Genomic DNA, 15,260 nt, shown 5'->3' on the forward strand with positions numbered 1-15,260 from the left:
TGAACCTGAAGCGGTTGATATGGAACACGAAATGACGCCAGTGAGCGTCTTTTTTTCTGCTCAAATTCCCATTGCTGATTTTCAGAGGCCACTTTGTCAACAGCTCCAAGTTGGGACGAAGTTGCGGACGGACGAAACAGTGGCGCTGGGCTTTGGTATTGGAAAGACCACCGTACAGCGATATATCCGCCTGACCGAGTTAATCCCGCCGATTTTGCAGATGGTGGACGAGGGGCAGATTAATAAAAAATAATTGGTATATTCTAAAAAAGGTCTATAAATTTAATCGTTTACTCTTTTTTTAAGAATTTTCGTTTCCATACTAAGCAGTGTATCAAGTATTACATCAATTTTAATGCCAATGTATGTCATTGACGCTGTTTTGTCAGATGACATTTTTAATGTAATAAAAGTTATTTTCGTATTCACAATTATACTATTATCTATATGGGTAATAAATATAATATTTTCCTGGTATGACAAAGTAAAAATGGAACGCCTTCATATTTCAATTTTAAGTGAATTAATGCAAAAAACAATCAATCTGGATTTAAGTTTCTTTGATAACACTACATCGTATGATAAATACAATCGAGCATATGCAAATTGTTGTAATGTTGTTAATAGTGTGAACTCAATTATATCTACATTTATTTTATCGCTAACAAATACTCTTTTAATTAGTAGCCTTCTTGTATGGATGGATTTATACATGTATTTGTTAATGTTTGCGACTATTTTTTTAAATCTTATATTAACAAATCTAATAAAAAAACGCGACTATGTCTATAATTTTAAGGTAAGTGAAAAAACAAACAATTAAATTATATTTACCGTCTTTTTTACATTCCGCAACTTACTTAGAGAAGTAAAAACTTCTAATTTAAGTTCTTTTGCACTTGGTTTAAAAAGCAATTTTGATAAATGTACTATTGAATTAATTAAAGCAAATATAAAAGAAAAAATGCCTTATCAATCAGTTTCTGGAATATGGAATTTATTAGAATCCAGTTTTGTTGCACTATACTTCGGTGTTTCTGTCGTATTAAAAAAAATTGCCATTTCTCAGTACTTTACTTATGTAAATGCATATAGTCAATTTAAAAATACAATTTTACAGTTTGGAGATGTATATAGTAAATTATATAGTAATAGTATGTATGCACGTGACTATATAGAGTTTCTTAATTCAGAAGAAAGTCATACATTAAACACTTCTGGAGAAACCCTAGACAAAATAAATGAGATCGAATTTTGCCATGTAACATTTAGGTATCCAAATTGTAAGAGTAATGCTCTATACAATATATCCTTTAAAATTTCTGCTGGCGAAAAAACGGCTGTTATTGGTAAAAATGGTGCAGGGAAAACAACCATTATAAAACTCTTGCTTAGACTTTATGATCCCCAGTCAGGAGAAATATTTGTAAATCACAAAAACATAAAACAATATAATACAGAATCTTTGCGAAATGCAATTTGTGTTTTATTCCAGGATTATGCTATTTACGCATTTTCAATTAGAGATAATATATCACTAGGAAGAAAAATTGAAGAAAAGAAAATATGGGACGCATTAGAGCAAATGGATTTAAAGGAAAAAATCAATGGATTTGAACGTTCTATTGATACACCCATTACAAGTCAATTATATCCAGATGGAGTAGAACTGAGTGGTGGTGAATCTCAAAAAATGGCCATATGCCGTCTATATGTTAGCAATGCTTCTGTACTTGCTATGGATGAACCAACAAGTAGTCTGGATCCACGTTCTGAATATCTTTTGTATAAAAGAATTATGGAAGAAAAGAGAGCAGATTCAATTTTTATTGTTATATCACATAGACTCACATTAACTTATAAAATGTCCAAAATTATAGTAATTGATAACGGACATGTAGCTGAACAAGGTACACATGAGGAATTAATGAAAAATCGTTCAATTTATTATGAAATGTATCAATTACAGGCTAACAAATACATTGATATGCAGGATAGCAAGGAGTAATGTAGTGAACCGTAATTATATCAAATCTTTACGACATAGTTAATGGAATCTATAACAACCACTCCATCACATCCACACTCTCCCCATTCCCCCTTACCTCAAAGTGCAGATGGCTGCCCGTTGGGGCTCCGGTGGTTCCCACATAGCCGATCACCTCGCCCTACACCATCTCCTGAAGTTTCCCATTTCCTCATAGGAAAGCTTTGGAGAATTCATTTTCACGCTGTGCTCTTTGCTGTGAATTTCAGCCTGACGATGTCTCTCCGGATATGTTGTGCGAATACTGCCGTTGTACACAAAGCGCTATGTCTTTCTCTAAAGGTCGTTTACTTCCCATGGATTGTAGATACGGGGAGAGCAAAGAAATTCTACCTGTTCCGCAGCGATGAATTGTCCTCAAAACGCAAAAAAGCGGAGCCTTTTTGCCCGAAAAAACGGACGGAAGGCTCCGCAAAGGGAAAAATATCTGATTTCAGGGTTTGGACATCTACGGTGCAGCGCACTTGAAAATTCGGGCTCAAAATGCCCGCAAACCCGCATGAAACCTGAAAAAAATGGGACGACATCTATTTTGTCGTCCCTTCATGGAGCGGGAGAGGGGAATCGAACCCCCGTATTCAGCTTGGGAAGCTGATGTTCTACCATTGAACTACTCCCGCAAAACATAATTCCATTTATTGCTTCTATAATGCTTTGTTATATTATCACATTTCTTTCTGAATTGCAAGAGGAAATGGTGAAAAAGTAGAAATGATTTTATCTGTGGTTCCAAAAGATAAAGCAGTTTCTTGACATAAAACTGAAATTGAGTTAAAAGAAAAATTCACATTCCGTATTTTTCACATTTTCCACAGGGTTTTCCACAAAGCAGCACTCGTTTTTTCTTGGTATTTCCTGATTTTTCCCGTCTTTTCCCTTTTTTCCACAGTAAAAGCACTGTGGAATTTGGGGAAAACTTGAATTAACATAATGTCTTAAGAAAATGCTTTATGCTTCATTAAAATGAAGAGCACGCGGTCCGGTATAATACGCAATGGCACGACAAATGAAATCTTCCGGCATTTCAAAATATTCCGCAAGCTGCCATGGCTCCCGGAACCCTTCCCGCATGGCTTGCTGAAGATTATCAAAAGGGAGGCATGATTCTATAGCCCAACGTTCAGCCTTATACTCGTGCCGCTCGACCAAATCGATGGGACTGCTCATGCGGTGCGTACACCCTGTTGCACAGTGTCCTATTTCATGCGCCAGCACTGCTTTCATATTTCGCAGGCTTGAAAAGCAGGCAGGGTCGAGGAAAATGGCGTATTTTTGCTGATACTCAATGGTGGCGGCTTGCGAGAAACCGATATCTCTCAAATAAAGATGAATATCCTGTTTGCGCAGTTCTCCGTACAACTGTGAAAGCTGTACCATATCATTTCTCCTTTGTTTCTTTTTCCTGCTCCGCTCTAAACAATCGGGCAAATTCAAGGAGGCGCTGTTTGTTTTCCGGCGACAGCTCTTTCGTCTCGTTGTGAAGGGCATAGGTGAAATCGTTAAATGTCAAATCCGGCTGTGTTTCGGTGAAAGGCTCTTCTCCACGCAGCAGATAATCCGCCGGGATTCCAAAGTATTCCGAAAGCTTCTGAAGAGTGGAACCGCTTGGCGTCGATCCGTTTTTCCATTTGGAGACTGTGGACCGGGAAAGATTGATATCTTCCGCAGCCCGCGAGGTACTTACACCCTTTCTGGCACAGAGACGGCTGAAATAATCGTAAAACATGGGAAATTCTCCTAAATAAAAAATGAGAAACATAAAATCACTCAAGTGAATCGCTTCCAGTTTCGGGCTCTTTGTGATATCCCGAACGTGTCGGGGTATACTGCAAAAGAGCGGGGCAAATGTTCCGCCAAAGGAGAAACAATCATGAAAAAAGAACAGAAGAATTTCGTACCTGAGGATCGACAGGCGTATGTTCCCTGGGAAACGGAGGAGGAGCTCAACGATTTAAGCGGTGTGGTTTCCTGCGGAGAATGCACCGGTTTGATTCCCACGCCGCCGGATGATGAAGCGGAGGGGGAAGCCTATGCGGAGCTGTATCCCATCCCGCAGCCGCAAAATGGAAAAAAACAAAAATAAAGGCGGGGCGATCCGGATGGATCGCCCAATTTTTGAAATACCCTTTAATAATACCGGATAACCGCTACCACGCGGCCAAGGATTGTCACGTCTGTAACATAGATAGGCTGGTAATCAGGATTTTCCGGCTGCAGGCGAATACAATCCTTATCGTGGTAGAAGGTTTTAACGGTTGCTTCATCTTCGATCAAAGCGACTGCGATTTCCCCGTCGCGCACGGTGGAAGTTTGGCGGGCAACAACAATGTCACCGTTGAGAATGCCGGCCATTTTCATGCTGTCGCCACGCACATTCAGTGCGAAATATTCTTCTCCCGATCCATGGGGAGGAGAAAACGGAACATATCCCTCTATGTGCTGTTCCGCCAGAATGGGCTGTCCGGCGGCTACGCGTCCCACAATCGGCACCTGCACCGCGCTTCGTTCTCCCACAATGTGAATGGCACGGTTTAACCCCGGATCGCGGATGATGTACCCCTCCCGTTCCAGTGTTTTCAGATGCGCGTGAACACTCGACGTGGAACGCAGGCCTGTGGCGAGACAGATTTCCCGTACAGTAGGAGGCAGACCATCTCTTGTTCTGCTTTTTAAATAATCATAAACCTTTTGCTGGCTTTTGGTAAGCATATCCTTCACCCTTTCCAAGTGGAACATGTCATTATCGCTTGGATTTTTACGGATTGTATATAGTATAGCATAAAAGCTGTCACTAGTCAAACAAATGTTTGTAAAAACTATCTCTGTTCTTGTTTTAAAATGCAAGGGAATAATTCAAAGAATATTCACAGCGCTGTAACAACTATTTTGAGCAATGTGGCTATAATAAAGCTGTAATCAAGGAAATGGAGCCGCACCATTCTTTGATTCATGTTCTACCCTCCTCAATATACCCTCAAGCAAAAGAAAAAGCCGGCCCTTCGGGGTCGGCTTTTTCATGTTTCAAGCGGCTTTGGATGGCAGTTATGGTTCCATCCAGCCGGTATATCGGATGATGGAAGGGTTCTGCCCCTCCGGATTCCCGCTGAGAACCTGCTTTCTGTATTCCGATGGTGTCAGGTGTACCATTTGGCTGAATTGGCGGTGAAAATTGCTCAGCGAACTGAATCCGGTCGCTTCGGCAATGTCAAGAATGGTTCGGTTGGTGTTGGTCAGGAGTTCACAGGCTTTTGTGATGCGGACACTGTTGAGATAATGCAGAGGACTGATCCCCATCACTTCTTGAAAAATTCGTCTGAAATGCGTCAAACTGATGTGGCAGAGGTTTGCCAGTGTTTCCATGGAGAATTGATTCATGTAATGGTCCTCGATATAATCCAGAGCGGGGGCGACCCGAAGAATGTTGCTCCCTGCTGTGCGGCGGGTTTCCTTTTCCATTGCAGTGGGAACGGGCTGCTTGCTTTGGAAGTGCATAATTTCTGTGAACAGGGTAAACAGATAGCTTCTGACTAAAATAGGATTGGCCGAAGGAAGAGAAAGCTCCTGAATGGAGGCCTGTGCCAAAAAGGAAATATTGGTGGAAGGTTGAGCAGGTATGATGTACTTTTTTACATCTTCCTGAAGGAAAAAAAGAGGAGAATTGGGCTGGAGCAGATCAATAAACAGCTGGCGGGGATCAAAGAAGAGATACGACCAACGGCTGTTTGTACCGGGATCGGAAAACGTGGTGTGCGGCGTATTACGCGGAATACAGGTGATATCTCCCGCAAAGAAATGAATTTCCTGACCGTTGCAAAATCGCAGAGTCCCGCTTCCGGAATGGCAAATCCCAATTTCAAGACAGTTATGGAAATGGAGACGCTCGCTTGGAATATCAGAAATTTTCCATTTGGGTCCACTCAGGAACACAAGGGGAAAATGGGAAGGGAGATAATAATTTCTGTATTCAATGATTTCCTTCCCTTTTTTGAATGACATGTAAATTCTCCTCTCTAAACCCAGGCTGAATCTGGATACATCTGTTTTCACAGCGCAGAATCGCTTTTATGACAGTCTATTGAGCAAGAAAGCTTGCCCGGGGCATCCAAATGGTGTCCCGGGCAAGCTTCTTTGTTCCATGGATACAGAACGGAATATAGGCTGGCAGCACTTATTCGGCCTGAATGGCTTTGTTCATTTCGACCAGCTTGGCGACATCCTCCGCCTGAGCGACAGCCTCGTTATAGAAATACTCAAACACTTCGTCCACATGATAGTTGTTTTGCAGCTCAGCAATCATGTTATCGCGGATCTGTTCGAATTCTTCATCGGAGGCAGCGGCAACAGCCAGAACGACGTTGGTGCCCATATATGCGTTGATTTCATTGACATACGTGTCGATATCGCCTTCCGGATCGCCGAAGGAGATGTACATCATGGAGTCGGTGGTGGGAGTCTCGGCGCGGTAAACATCGACCTGGGATTCCTGGCCGTAATGCGCAATGAAGTCCTTCATGGTATCGTTCAGCTTTGCTTCGTTTGCCTTGTCGGAGAACTGATACAGATCGATCGCAACGTCAGTCGAAGGCTCGATCGTACCGTTGCCGAAGCCGCAGAAGTGATGGAACACATTCACACCGGTTTCCACTCCCAGAGCGTCGTCCTTGGTTACGGTCAGATACTCGTCGGTCGGCACGGGGACACCGTCCTCCATGTTCCAGTACTGGCCTTCCAGGCCGTTCCAGGCGATGCGGGAGAATTCATAAGTGGAAACGAAATCGAGCAGGGCGACACATCTCTCCGGATATTCCGTCTGCGCGTTGACAACATACTGACGCTCACTGCGGTACATGTTGCCGAAGCGATCCTCCGCGTCGCCGCTCAGGCTGGGCAGGGAGATGAAAGTTTTCTGGTTGCCCTCGGTTTTGTTGAATTCTGTATTGGCGCTGGTGGACATCCAGCCGGGTACATTGAACATGTATTTGCCGGCCTTGAGATTTTCCTCATAGATATCGGAGGTCATGGTAAAGGAGTCGGGATCGAGCAGGCCTCTCTGGTTGGCTTTGTTGTAGAAGCGGACCGCTCTCCAGAAAATCCCCTCCGGGTCGGTGAGCTGGTTGTTTTCCAGCGGGGTGGAGTCCACCGTGGAAACGCCGAGCACACGGCCTGTGGTTTCGATCAGGTTGACGCCTTCCTGCGGCCCAAGGCCAAAGGTAAATACCCATTCGCCCCAGCCCTGTCCGGCGCCAAACCATGCGCCAAGGCCATATGTTTTCAGACCATCCTCGGTCTCCGGCTCGAGAGCCACAAGCTGCTCGAGAACATCCAGCAGGTCCTCGTCATAGCTTTCCAGCTTCGGATAACCGGCTTCCTTATACAGATCCCAGCGGATGTAGTGGCCGCAGGTCGGTACCGTGCCGTCATCCCAGGAGCCTTTGCACATGCCCCACAGATACATGTTGCCGTCCGGACTGTTCGCGGGCAGACGCTGCGCCTCGATCATCAGAGCGCCGGCGGGATCGTTGACGGTGTTGGGGGCGTATTCCTCCAGATAAGGCTCCAGATTCAGCGCGGAATTGGACTGAATCAGCATCGGGAGCTGCTTGGTCGGATCGGACAGCATGAAAATATCGGGCAGATCGCCGCTCGCCATCAGGGCGGCCAGCTGTGTCGGTCAGTCCGCCTCGGTCAGAGCGGTCAGATACAGATCAATGTTCAGGGAATCCTCCACATATTTGGACACCGGATCGCTTCTCAGGCCGTCGGCTTCACCGCTGCCGACAAACGCCACAACGTCAAGAGCCACACGCTCCGCAAATTTGGATTCTTCGCCGCCGTTTTCTCCGGCGGAAGCGTCAGAGGCGGTGGAACCGTCTCCCGACGGTGCGGAGGAAGTTCCTTCGGAAGAGCTGCAGGCAGTCATGCCGCCAACCATCGAAACAGCAAGCGCAGCAGCAATCATTTTAAGTACAAACTTCTTTTTCATATGTTCTCCTTCTTATTTTCCTACTATGAAATTTCATTCCCTGCCGGAAATGAATAGTAAGAACACAGTCACACGCTTTCAGCCCTTCACCGCACCGAGCATGATGCCCTTGGTAAAGTAACGCTGCATAAAGGGATAGACGCACAGAATCGGGAAAATCGTGACAAAGCTCATGGCCATGCGGAGCGTCATGGAGCTGACCTTGACAGCCGCGCCAGCCGCCGCGCCGGCTCCCACAGAGGTGACCACGTTGGATTGCAGGTTTTGGTACAGGAGATATTGCAGGCAGTGCAGATTTGCCGCGCCGCGTCCCTGCATGAAGAACATGTCATCCGACCAGGTGTTCCACTGGTTTACAGCGGTAAATACCACGATGCATGCCAGGATAGGTTTGGACAAGGGCATGATAATCTGCGCATAGATGCGGAAGATCCCCGCACCGTCAATTTCTGCCGATTCGATCATTTCACCGGGAATGGATTCGATGTATGTTTTAATCAGAATGATGAAATAGGCCTGTACGGCGGTGGGCAGGATGTAAACGAGAAAATTGTTTCTCAGGTTCAATGCGCTGATCGTCAGATAATAAGGAATGAATCCCGCGTTGACATACATGGTAATAATAAAGAAACGGTACAGGAATTTTTTTGCTGGCAGAAATTTATCCGCGAGCAGATAGGCCGTGAAGCTGGAGCAGAGCACCGTGAGAATGGTGCCGAAAATCGTTCTGGCAAAGGAGACGAAGATGCTTGATGTCAGCCCCGGAATCTGGACCAGATTTGTATAAGCTTCGGTGGTGAATTCCAGCGGGATAAAGTACACGCCGCGGTTGACTGCCGCGGGGGATGACCAGGAGTTGATAAAGATGTACCACATTGGGTACAGACACAGGAAGGTGAACAGAACCAGGATGAAAATATTGATTGCGCCGGGGACGGTCAGCTTCTTTTTGTTCTCCATACATTCAAATCCTTTCGTGGTAATCTCAAATAATGTCCGATGCCGGCTTTAGAAAATGGAGTTGCCTCTGAGTTTTTTGGAGGCAAAGTTGGCAAAGGACAAAAGCAGAATGCTGACCACCGACTTGAAAATGCCCATCGCGGTGGCAAGGGAATATTCCATGTTCCGAATACCCATGCGGTACACATAGGTATCAAAGACTTCCAACTTGTCCCATGTCATGCCGGTGCCCAGCAGCCAGAACTGATCGAAGCCGTTGGAGAGCATGTTGGAGATCGCCAGCAGCAGGAGAACAAAGAATGTGGACAGCAGGCCGGGGATAGTAACGTGCAGGATTTTCTGCCAGTTGTTCGCACCGTCGACATCGGCCGCCTGATACAGCTCCTGATCGATTGAGGTGATGGCGGACAGATAGATGATGGCGTTGTAGCCGAGAGTTTTCCAGATGTTGATGGATACCTGAACCGCCCAGGCATGGTCCGCGTTGGTCAGCGGATTGACCGGATCGCTGATCACACCCAGCCCCATGAGAATGTTGTTCAGCGCGCTGTTTTCCGAGGAAAGCAGCATGAATACAATGGAATACACAAGAACCCAGGAGATGAAATTGGGAATTGATGTGCAGGTTTGTACAATCTTCGCAAATTTCTTGTATTTTACCTGTGAAATCGCAATCGCAAAAATAGCAGGAAGTACGGAAAAGCAGATGTTCAGAGAGGAGATGGCCAGCGTATTCCGCATGACCTTGATGAAATCTTTGGAGTTTGTAAAAATACGCTCAAAATATTTGAGCCCAACGAAATCGCATTCCCAAATCTGCAGGCCGGGAGAGTAATCGACGAAAGCGTAACTCCACCCGAACAGCGGCACATAGCTGAAAATGGCTACCATGGCCATAAACGGAAGAAGAAAAAGGACAAGCTTGATTTGCTTCTGCCGTCGCCCCGAGAGCCGTCCCGCCTTTCTTGTCACAGTGTTTTCTCCCATGTGTGATCGACCCCTTTCTTGATGAATGTGTGCTGGCACAATTTGCTGTATTTTCACAGACAAAGAAATGCGGTGCCTTTTTCCGTTTCTTCCTTCGATTTGTAAGATTCGGAATTGTGAATTTTTACAGGAAGAAACAGATGTGAGTTTGTCGCGTTTTCAGCACGGTTTTTTTTGGTTTTTTCTGCGTTTTCACAAACTGTTCTTGATTTTTTCAAAAAAACTATGCATTTCTTTGCTAACTTGTGCTGTTTTACAATATGTTTTGTGCATAATGCTATCTACATTATGATATATTTTGTGTGCTCTTTCATCCACATTTCGCAACCTAACATGTGCAATTTCAACCATAAAGGTGGAGAATGTACAAAAGAAAACTTTTTGAACAAAACAGAAACGCACATAGTGGTATTTCAAACTCTTTCTTTCTGCAAAATAAACACATAAAAATTTTAATTTCCAAAAAGAGGAAGAAAATTGCGTTCAAAAATCCTTCAAATTTTAGTTAGATCCGTGTCATAATTGTTTCGTAGTATAATTATTAAGTTACTAAATAAAATAAAAGCCTGTCTGTGGGGAAAACTGCCAGTATGTTTTTCCCATGACAGTCTGGAAAAGAGGGAGTCTGTTGCAACAGGAGCAAAAAAAGCGGCTGCTGGAAGTGCTGCGCAGCCTGAAAAAAAACCGCCCGGTACTGCGAACACCGGGCTTATCACAGAATGAATTCTTTCTTCTGTACCATATGCGGGAGCATCTGCACCGGCAGGGGGAGGATTCGATGCGGATCGGAGATTTGCATCACTGCACCCATACCAGCCTTCCGGCGGTTTCGCAGAGCCTGGGAGTGCTGGAGGCCAAGGGATTCGTCGTACGCAGCACCGACCCGGGCGATCGCCGGAGTGTCAAGGTTTCTCTGACGAAGGAAGGGGACGAGGCGATCGAGACAGCGCTGGAAAAGGCCCGGAATTTTCTCAACCGGCTGGAAAACAAGCTGGGAGCGGAAAATATGGAACAGCTTATCACGCTGATGGAACAGCTTTCCGAGGCGCTTGACGCGCTTTGGGAGGAGGATGCCGGGGAACGCCGGAATGAGTGGACTGCAAAGAAGGAGAGACAACCGTGAAAAAGCTTGCCAAGTATCTGCGCCCCTATCTGGGCCTGATTGTGCTCTGTGTCGCGCTTTTGTTCGGGCAGACGGTGTGCGATCTGACGCTGCCGAACCTGATGTCGGATATCGTAAACGTCGGTATCCAGCAGGGAGGCGTGGAGGAAAGCGCACCCAAAGCCATCAGCCGTCAGGGCCTGTCGTTTCTGGAAGTGTTTTTGAGCGGCGAGGACGCCGCACGTCTGGAAGGATGCTATGAAACCGTCGCCGCGGGAAGCGACAGCATTCTGACGGATTCCTACCCCGCTGCGGCACAGGAGGATATCTGTGTGCTGCGGGAAGGCGGTGAGACTGAAGCGCAGGAGCTGTTCGGAAAGGCCGCGGCGGCTATGACAAAGAGTGCCGAACTCATGATGGAACAGGCCGGAACCGGTTCGGAGCCGTCGGGCGGGGAAGCACAGGACGCACAGACCGGCGAAACGCAGATGGATGTGCAGGCTCTTTACAGCATGCAGCCCCTGTTTGAGCAGCTTCCGCAGGAAACCATGGAGGAGACGCGCAGCTATGCGCAGGCGCTGGATTCTTCGATGCGGGAGCAGATTGCTACAGCGCTGATCCGCCCCTTTTATGAGGAGCTTGGTGTGGACACGGATGGTATGCGCAGCGGGTATATTCTGCGTGTCGGCCTGCAAATGCTTCTGGTTACGCTGGCGGGTGCTGCCTGCACCATCCTGGTCGGATTCAACGCTTCGCGGATTGCGGCGGGCGTGGCCCGTTCCATGCGCCGCGATGTGTTTGCGACGGTGGAGAGCTTCGGCAGCGCGGAATTTGACCGCTATTCCACGGCTTCCCTCATCACCCGCACCACAAACGACATCACCCAGGTGCAGATGCTGATCGTCATGGGCCTGCGGCTGATCTGCTATGCGCCCATTATGGCGATTGGCGGTTCGGCCATGGCGCTGCAGAAGAGCGTCTCTATGAGTGGAATCATTGTGGTGGGCGCGCTTTTTCTGATTGGCATCATCGCTGTGGTGTTTTCGATCTCCCGGCCGAAGTTCCAAATCGTGCAGAAGCTGATCGATCGCCTGAATCTGGTGACCCGCGAAAACCTCAGCGGTATGATGGTCATCCGCGCTTTTGGTACGCAGGAGCAGGAGGAAAAGCGCTTTGACAAATCTAACCGCGATTTGACAAGCGTTAACCTGTTTGTCAACCGTGTGATGGTATTCCTCATGCCGGCCATGATGTTCTGCATGAACGCCATCAACCTGGTGATCGTGTGGGTCGGCGCGCATCAGATCGAAGCTGCCGCCATGCAGGTGGGCGATATGATGGCCTTTATGCAGTATGCGATGCAGGTGATCATGAGCTTCCTGATGATTTCCATGATGTTTATCATGGTGCCGCGTGCCGCCGTTGCGGGCGACCGCGTAGCGGAGGTGCTCGAGACGGTTCCCTCCGTGCAGGATCCGGTTTCGCCGAAACGCTTTGGGCCGCAGACGGGCGGAGTGGAATTCCGCCATGTTTCCTTCCGCTACGACGGCGCGCAGGAGGATACGCTGCACGATATCACGTTCACAGCGAAGCCGGGCGAGACGACGGCCTTTATCGGCGCGACAGGAAGCGGAAAAAGTACACTGGTCAACCTGGTGCCGCGTTTTTATGATGCAACCGAAGGACAGGTGCTTGTCGGCGGGCTGGATGTCCGTGAGGTCACGCAGAAGGATCTGCGGGAACGGATTGGGTTTGTCCCCCAGAAGGGGAACCTTTTTTCCGGTACGATCCGCTCCAATCTGGCCTATGGCTCTCCCAAAGCCACAGACGAGGACGTCCGTCGGGCCGCGAGCGTGGCGCAGGCTTCCGAGTTTATCGAGGAAAAGCCGCAGGGCTTTGACGAACCGATTGCGCAGGGGGGAGGAAATGTCTCCGGCGGACAGAAGCAGCGTCTTGCCATTGGCCGCGCTTTGACCAAAAAAGCGCCGGTTTATGTCTTTGACGACAGCTTTTCCGCTCTTGATTTCAAAACAGACGCTGCTTTGCGCCGCGCTCTGCGCGAATATACAAAGGATGCCGCTGTTCTGCTGGTGGCGCAGCGTGTGAGCACCATCATGAACGCGGAGCAGATCATCGTGCTGGACGGCGGACGGATTGTGGGCAAGGGAACGCACAAGGAGCTGCTGGCTTCCTGCCCGACTTACCGCGAGATTGCCGTATCCCAGCTTTCAGAGGAGGAGTTGCAATGAGTCAAAAGACAAACAGACCCGGTCTCGGTCACGGCCCGGGAGGTCCCGGCGCCGCTCATCCTGTGGAGAAAGCGAAGGATTTCCGGGGCAGCTTCGGCAAGCTGGTGCGGTATCTCGCACGTTACCGGGTGCGCTTCCTTCTTGTTCTCGTTTTCGCCGTGGCTTCCACCATCTTTTCCATTCTGGGTCCGAAGATTCTGGGGCAGGCTACCACAGAACTGTTTGAGGGGATCATGGGCAAGATTGCCGGGACTTCGGACGGGATTGATTTCGGCCGTATTGGGCAGATCCTTCTTTTTCTGCTGGGGCTGTATGTGATAAGCGCCGCGTTCTCCTATTTGCAGGGATGGATCATGACGGGCGTTTCCATGAAGGTCACGTATGGGCTGCGCGGGGAGATCATGAGCAAAATCAACCGCATGCCCCTGTCGTACTTTGATTCCGTCAGTCATGGCGAGGTGCTTTCCCGTGTGACGAACGATGTCGATACGCTGAACCAGACGCTGAACCAGAGCATCACACAGATTATCACCTCCGTCACCATGCTGGTGGGAATTCTGGTCATGATGTTCTCCATCAGCTGGCAGCTGACATTGGTAGCCCTCTGTATTCTCCCGGTGTCGAGCGGATTTATCGCCATGATTGTCCGCCGCTCCCAGAAGCATTTCAAGCAGCAGCAGGAGTTTCTTGGCCATGTCAACGGCCATGTGGAGGAAATGTACGGCGGCCACGTAGTGATGAAAGCGTTCAATGGTGAGGAGGACAGCCTGCACCGCTTTGACGAGTGCAATGACAAGCTGTATGAGTCGGCATGGAAATCACAGTTCCTCTCCGGCCTGATGCAGCCGGTCATGAACTTTGTGGGAAATCTCGGTTATGTGGCTGTGTGCATCCTTGGCGGCTGGTACGCCTCCTCGGGCGTCATGACAGTCGGTGACATTCAGGCGTTCATTCAATATATGCGCCAGTTCACCCAGCCGATTTTACAGATTGCAAATATCAGCAACATCCTTCAGCAGACAACGGCAGCGGCAGAGCGCGTGTTTGAGTTTCTGGACGCACCGGAGGAGGAGCCGGATCGGCCCGTGGTTCATGTCAACGAGGACGACAGTGTGCCGGACACCGATACCAATATTCATGTGAAGGGATCCGTGCAGTTTGCTCATGTCCATTTTGGTTATCATCCGGATAAAATCATCATCCACGATTTCAGCGCGAACATTAAGCCCGGCCAGAAGGTGGCTATTGTCGGCCCCACGGGAGCGGGCAAGACTACCATGGTCAAGCTGCTGATGCGTTTCTACGATGTCAACGATGGCGCTATTCTGATCGATGGCTATGACGTGCGCAATTTCACCCGCAACGAACTGCGCTCACAATTCGGCATGGTGCTCCAGGAAACGTGGCTGTATAATGGGACCATCCGGGAAAATATCCGGTACGGCAGGCTGGACGCCACGGATGAGGAGGTGGAGGCAGCAGCGAAAGCGGCACAGGCGGATCACTTTATCCGTACGCTGCCGGGCGGCTACGATATGGTGCTCAATGAGGAGAGCAGCAACGTCTCGCAGGGCCAGAAACAGCTGCTGACCATCGCGCGCGCCATTCTGTCCGATCCGAAAATCCTGATTCTTGACGAAGCGACCTCGAGCGTGGATACCCGCACCGAGATTCTGATTCAAAAGGCGATGGACCAGCTTATGAAGGGACGCACCAGCTTCGTGATTGCGCACCGGCTTTCCACGATCCGCGACGCCGACTGTATTTTGTGCATGAAGGATGGCGACATTGTGGAGCAGGGCACGCACGAGGAGCTGCTGGAGCGCGGCGGATTTTATGCCAATCTGTATAACAGCCAGTTTGAGCGTCCGTCCTCCCTTCCGGCATAACGGGCCTCTGCGCGCCATATATTGAGATCGGCCTGAACCTATC

Annotated in this window: 15 protein-coding genes, 1 tRNA gene and 2 pseudogenes; 7 read left to right on the forward strand and 11 right to left on the reverse strand. The window is 48.4% G+C overall.

The genetic code is table 11. The features are described from left to right. Window positions 1-106: 106 nt before the first annotated feature. The 3 genes and pseudogenes from B5F35_RS18410 to B5F35_RS06110 all read left to right on the forward strand — a co-directional run. Window positions 107-241: pseudogene (locus B5F35_RS18410) on the forward strand (ParB/RepB/Spo0J family partition protein); the annotation flags it as partial. 66 nt (window positions 242-307) lie between these two features. After that, the gene (locus B5F35_RS19580; protein ID WP_140401163.1) at window positions 308-823 is read left to right on the forward strand and encodes an ABC transporter transmembrane domain-containing protein; all 516 of its coding nucleotides are present in this window, start codon (window positions 308-310) and stop codon (window positions 821-823) included. Between the two features lie 141 nt (window positions 824-964). Next, window positions 965-2,008 carry an ABC transporter ATP-binding protein gene (locus tag B5F35_RS06110; protein WP_087239074.1) on the forward strand — a complete coding sequence of 348 codons (1,044 nt, stop codon included), beginning with the start codon at window positions 965-967 and terminating at the stop codon, window positions 2,006-2,008. Window positions 2,009-2,057: 49 nt separating this feature from the next. Here B5F35_RS06110 and B5F35_RS19430 read toward each other — a convergent pair whose 3' ends face one another. The 4 genes from B5F35_RS19430 to B5F35_RS06135 all read right to left on the reverse strand — a co-directional run bounded on the left by B5F35_RS19430 (window position 2,058) and on the right by B5F35_RS06135 (window position 3,773). Continuing rightward, window positions 2,058-2,162 carry a M23 family metallopeptidase gene (locus B5F35_RS19430; RefSeq protein WP_087239076.1) on the reverse strand — a complete coding sequence of 35 codons (105 nt, stop codon included), beginning with the start codon at window positions 2,160-2,162 and terminating at the stop codon, window positions 2,058-2,060. 431 nt (window positions 2,163-2,593) lie between these two features. After that, a tRNA-Gly gene (locus B5F35_RS06125) sits at window positions 2,594-2,667 on the reverse strand. 328 nt (window positions 2,668-2,995) lie between these two features. After that, window positions 2,996-3,424: an ImmA/IrrE family metallo-endopeptidase gene (locus tag B5F35_RS06130; protein ID WP_087239080.1), complete on the reverse strand. Its 429-nt coding sequence runs from the start codon at window positions 3,422-3,424 to the stop codon at window positions 2,996-2,998. A gap of 1 nt (window position 3,425) precedes the next feature. After that, a complete protein-coding gene (locus B5F35_RS06135; RefSeq protein WP_162611346.1) occupies window positions 3,426-3,773 on the reverse strand; it encodes a helix-turn-helix domain-containing protein in 348 nt (115 codons plus the stop codon). 144 nt (window positions 3,774-3,917) lie between these two features. Here B5F35_RS06135 and B5F35_RS06140 point away from each other — a divergent pair, with 144 nt between their 5' ends. After that, window positions 3,918-4,130 (forward strand): hypothetical protein, encoded by a 213-nt coding sequence (locus tag B5F35_RS06140; protein WP_087239083.1) that lies wholly within the window; start codon window positions 3,918-3,920, stop codon window positions 4,128-4,130. Between the two features lie 44 nt (window positions 4,131-4,174). Here B5F35_RS06140 and lexA read toward each other — a convergent pair whose 3' ends face one another. The 7 genes and pseudogenes from lexA to B5F35_RS06170 all read right to left on the reverse strand — a co-directional run bounded on the left by lexA (window position 4,175) and on the right by B5F35_RS06170 (window position 9,977). Next, a complete protein-coding gene (gene lexA / locus B5F35_RS06145) occupies window positions 4,175-4,756 on the reverse strand; it encodes a transcriptional repressor LexA (RefSeq protein WP_087239085.1) in 582 nt (193 codons plus the stop codon). Window positions 4,757-5,089: 333 nt separating this feature from the next. After that, a complete protein-coding gene (locus B5F35_RS19160) occupies window positions 5,090-5,503 on the reverse strand; it encodes a helix-turn-helix domain-containing protein (RefSeq protein ID WP_242969421.1) in 414 nt (137 codons plus the stop codon). A gap of 282 nt (window positions 5,504-5,785) precedes the next feature. Further along, window positions 5,786-6,043, reverse strand: a pseudogene (locus tag B5F35_RS19165) (cupin domain-containing protein); the annotation flags it as partial. Window positions 6,044-6,215: 172 nt separating this feature from the next. Then, the gene (locus B5F35_RS06155) at window positions 6,216-7,697 is read right to left on the reverse strand and encodes a type 2 periplasmic-binding domain-containing protein (protein ID WP_087239089.1); all 1,482 of its coding nucleotides are present in this window, start codon (window positions 7,695-7,697) and stop codon (window positions 6,216-6,218) included. A gap of 21 nt (window positions 7,698-7,718) precedes the next feature. Next, entirely contained in the window at window positions 7,719-8,030 is a 312-nt protein-coding gene (locus B5F35_RS06160; protein WP_087239091.1) for a hypothetical protein, read from the reverse strand. A gap of 78 nt (window positions 8,031-8,108) precedes the next feature. Then, the gene (locus tag B5F35_RS06165) at window positions 8,109-8,990 is read right to left on the reverse strand and encodes a carbohydrate ABC transporter permease (RefSeq protein WP_087239093.1); all 882 of its coding nucleotides are present in this window, start codon (window positions 8,988-8,990) and stop codon (window positions 8,109-8,111) included. A gap of 48 nt (window positions 8,991-9,038) precedes the next feature. Then, the gene (locus B5F35_RS06170) at window positions 9,039-9,977 is read right to left on the reverse strand and encodes an ABC transporter permease (RefSeq protein WP_087239095.1); all 939 of its coding nucleotides are present in this window, start codon (window positions 9,975-9,977) and stop codon (window positions 9,039-9,041) included. Between the two features lie 628 nt (window positions 9,978-10,605). Here B5F35_RS06170 and B5F35_RS06175 point away from each other — a divergent pair. From B5F35_RS06175 to B5F35_RS06185, 3 genes are read left to right on the forward strand one after another with little or no spacing between them, the layout of a single operon-like run. Beyond that, entirely contained in the window at window positions 10,606-11,100 is a 495-nt protein-coding gene (locus tag B5F35_RS06175) for a MarR family winged helix-turn-helix transcriptional regulator (protein ID WP_162611347.1), read from the forward strand. Beyond that, window positions 11,097-13,328, forward strand: a complete 2,232-nt coding sequence (locus tag B5F35_RS06180) for an ABC transporter ATP-binding protein (protein ID WP_087239098.1) — start codon at window positions 11,097-11,099, stop codon at window positions 13,326-13,328. Before B5F35_RS06175 ends, B5F35_RS06180 begins: the two co-directional genes overlap by 4 nt. Beyond that, window positions 13,325-15,217 carry an ABC transporter ATP-binding protein gene (locus tag B5F35_RS06185; RefSeq protein ID WP_087239100.1) on the forward strand — a complete coding sequence of 631 codons (1,893 nt, stop codon included), beginning with the start codon at window positions 13,325-13,327 and terminating at the stop codon, window positions 15,215-15,217. The genes B5F35_RS06180 and B5F35_RS06185 overlap by 4 nt, the downstream gene beginning before the upstream one ends. Window positions 15,218-15,260 lie beyond the last annotated feature (43 nt).

The sequence above is a fragment of the Anaeromassilibacillus sp. An200 genome, from assembly GCF_002160025.1.
Lineage (GTDB): Bacteria > Bacillota > Clostridia > Oscillospirales > Acutalibacteraceae > Caccousia > Caccousia stercoris.

Bases quoted from the DNA above. Each gene is read 5' to 3' on its own strand.
- B5F35_RS06110 (WP_087239074.1), top strand. From the start codon at position 965: ATGCCTTATCAATCAGTTTCTGGAATATGGAATTTATTAGAATCCAGT.
- B5F35_RS06130 (WP_087239080.1), bottom strand. From the start codon at position 3,424: ATGGTACAGCTTTCACAGTTGTACGGAGAACTGCGCAAACAGGATATT.
- B5F35_RS06135 (WP_162611346.1), bottom strand. From the start codon at position 3,773: ATGTTTTACGATTATTTCAGCCGTCTCTGTGCCAGAAAGGGTGTAAGT.
- B5F35_RS06140 (WP_087239083.1), top strand. From the start codon at position 3,918: ATGAAAAAAGAACAGAAGAATTTCGTACCTGAGGATCGACAGGCGTAT.
- lexA (WP_087239085.1), bottom strand. From the start codon at position 4,756: ATGCTTACCAAAAGCCAGCAAAAGGTTTATGATTATTTAAAAAGCAGA.
- B5F35_RS19160 (WP_242969421.1), bottom strand. From the start codon at position 5,503: ATGGAAAAGGAAACCCGCCGCACAGCAGGGAGCAACATTCTTCGGGTC.
- B5F35_RS06155 (WP_087239089.1), bottom strand. From the start codon at position 7,697: ATGGCGAGCGGCGATCTGCCCGATATTTTCATGCTGTCCGATCCGACC.
- B5F35_RS06160 (WP_087239091.1), bottom strand. From the start codon at position 8,030: ATGAAAAAGAAGTTTGTACTTAAAATGATTGCTGCTGCGCTTGCTGTT.
- B5F35_RS06165 (WP_087239093.1), bottom strand. From the start codon at position 8,990: ATGGAGAACAAAAAGAAGCTGACCGTCCCCGGCGCAATCAATATTTTC.
- B5F35_RS06170 (WP_087239095.1), bottom strand. From the start codon at position 9,977: ATGGGAGAAAACACTGTGACAAGAAAGGCGGGACGGCTCTCGGGGCGA.
- B5F35_RS06185 (WP_087239100.1), top strand. From the start codon at position 13,325: ATGAGTCAAAAGACAAACAGACCCGGTCTCGGTCACGGCCCGGGAGGT.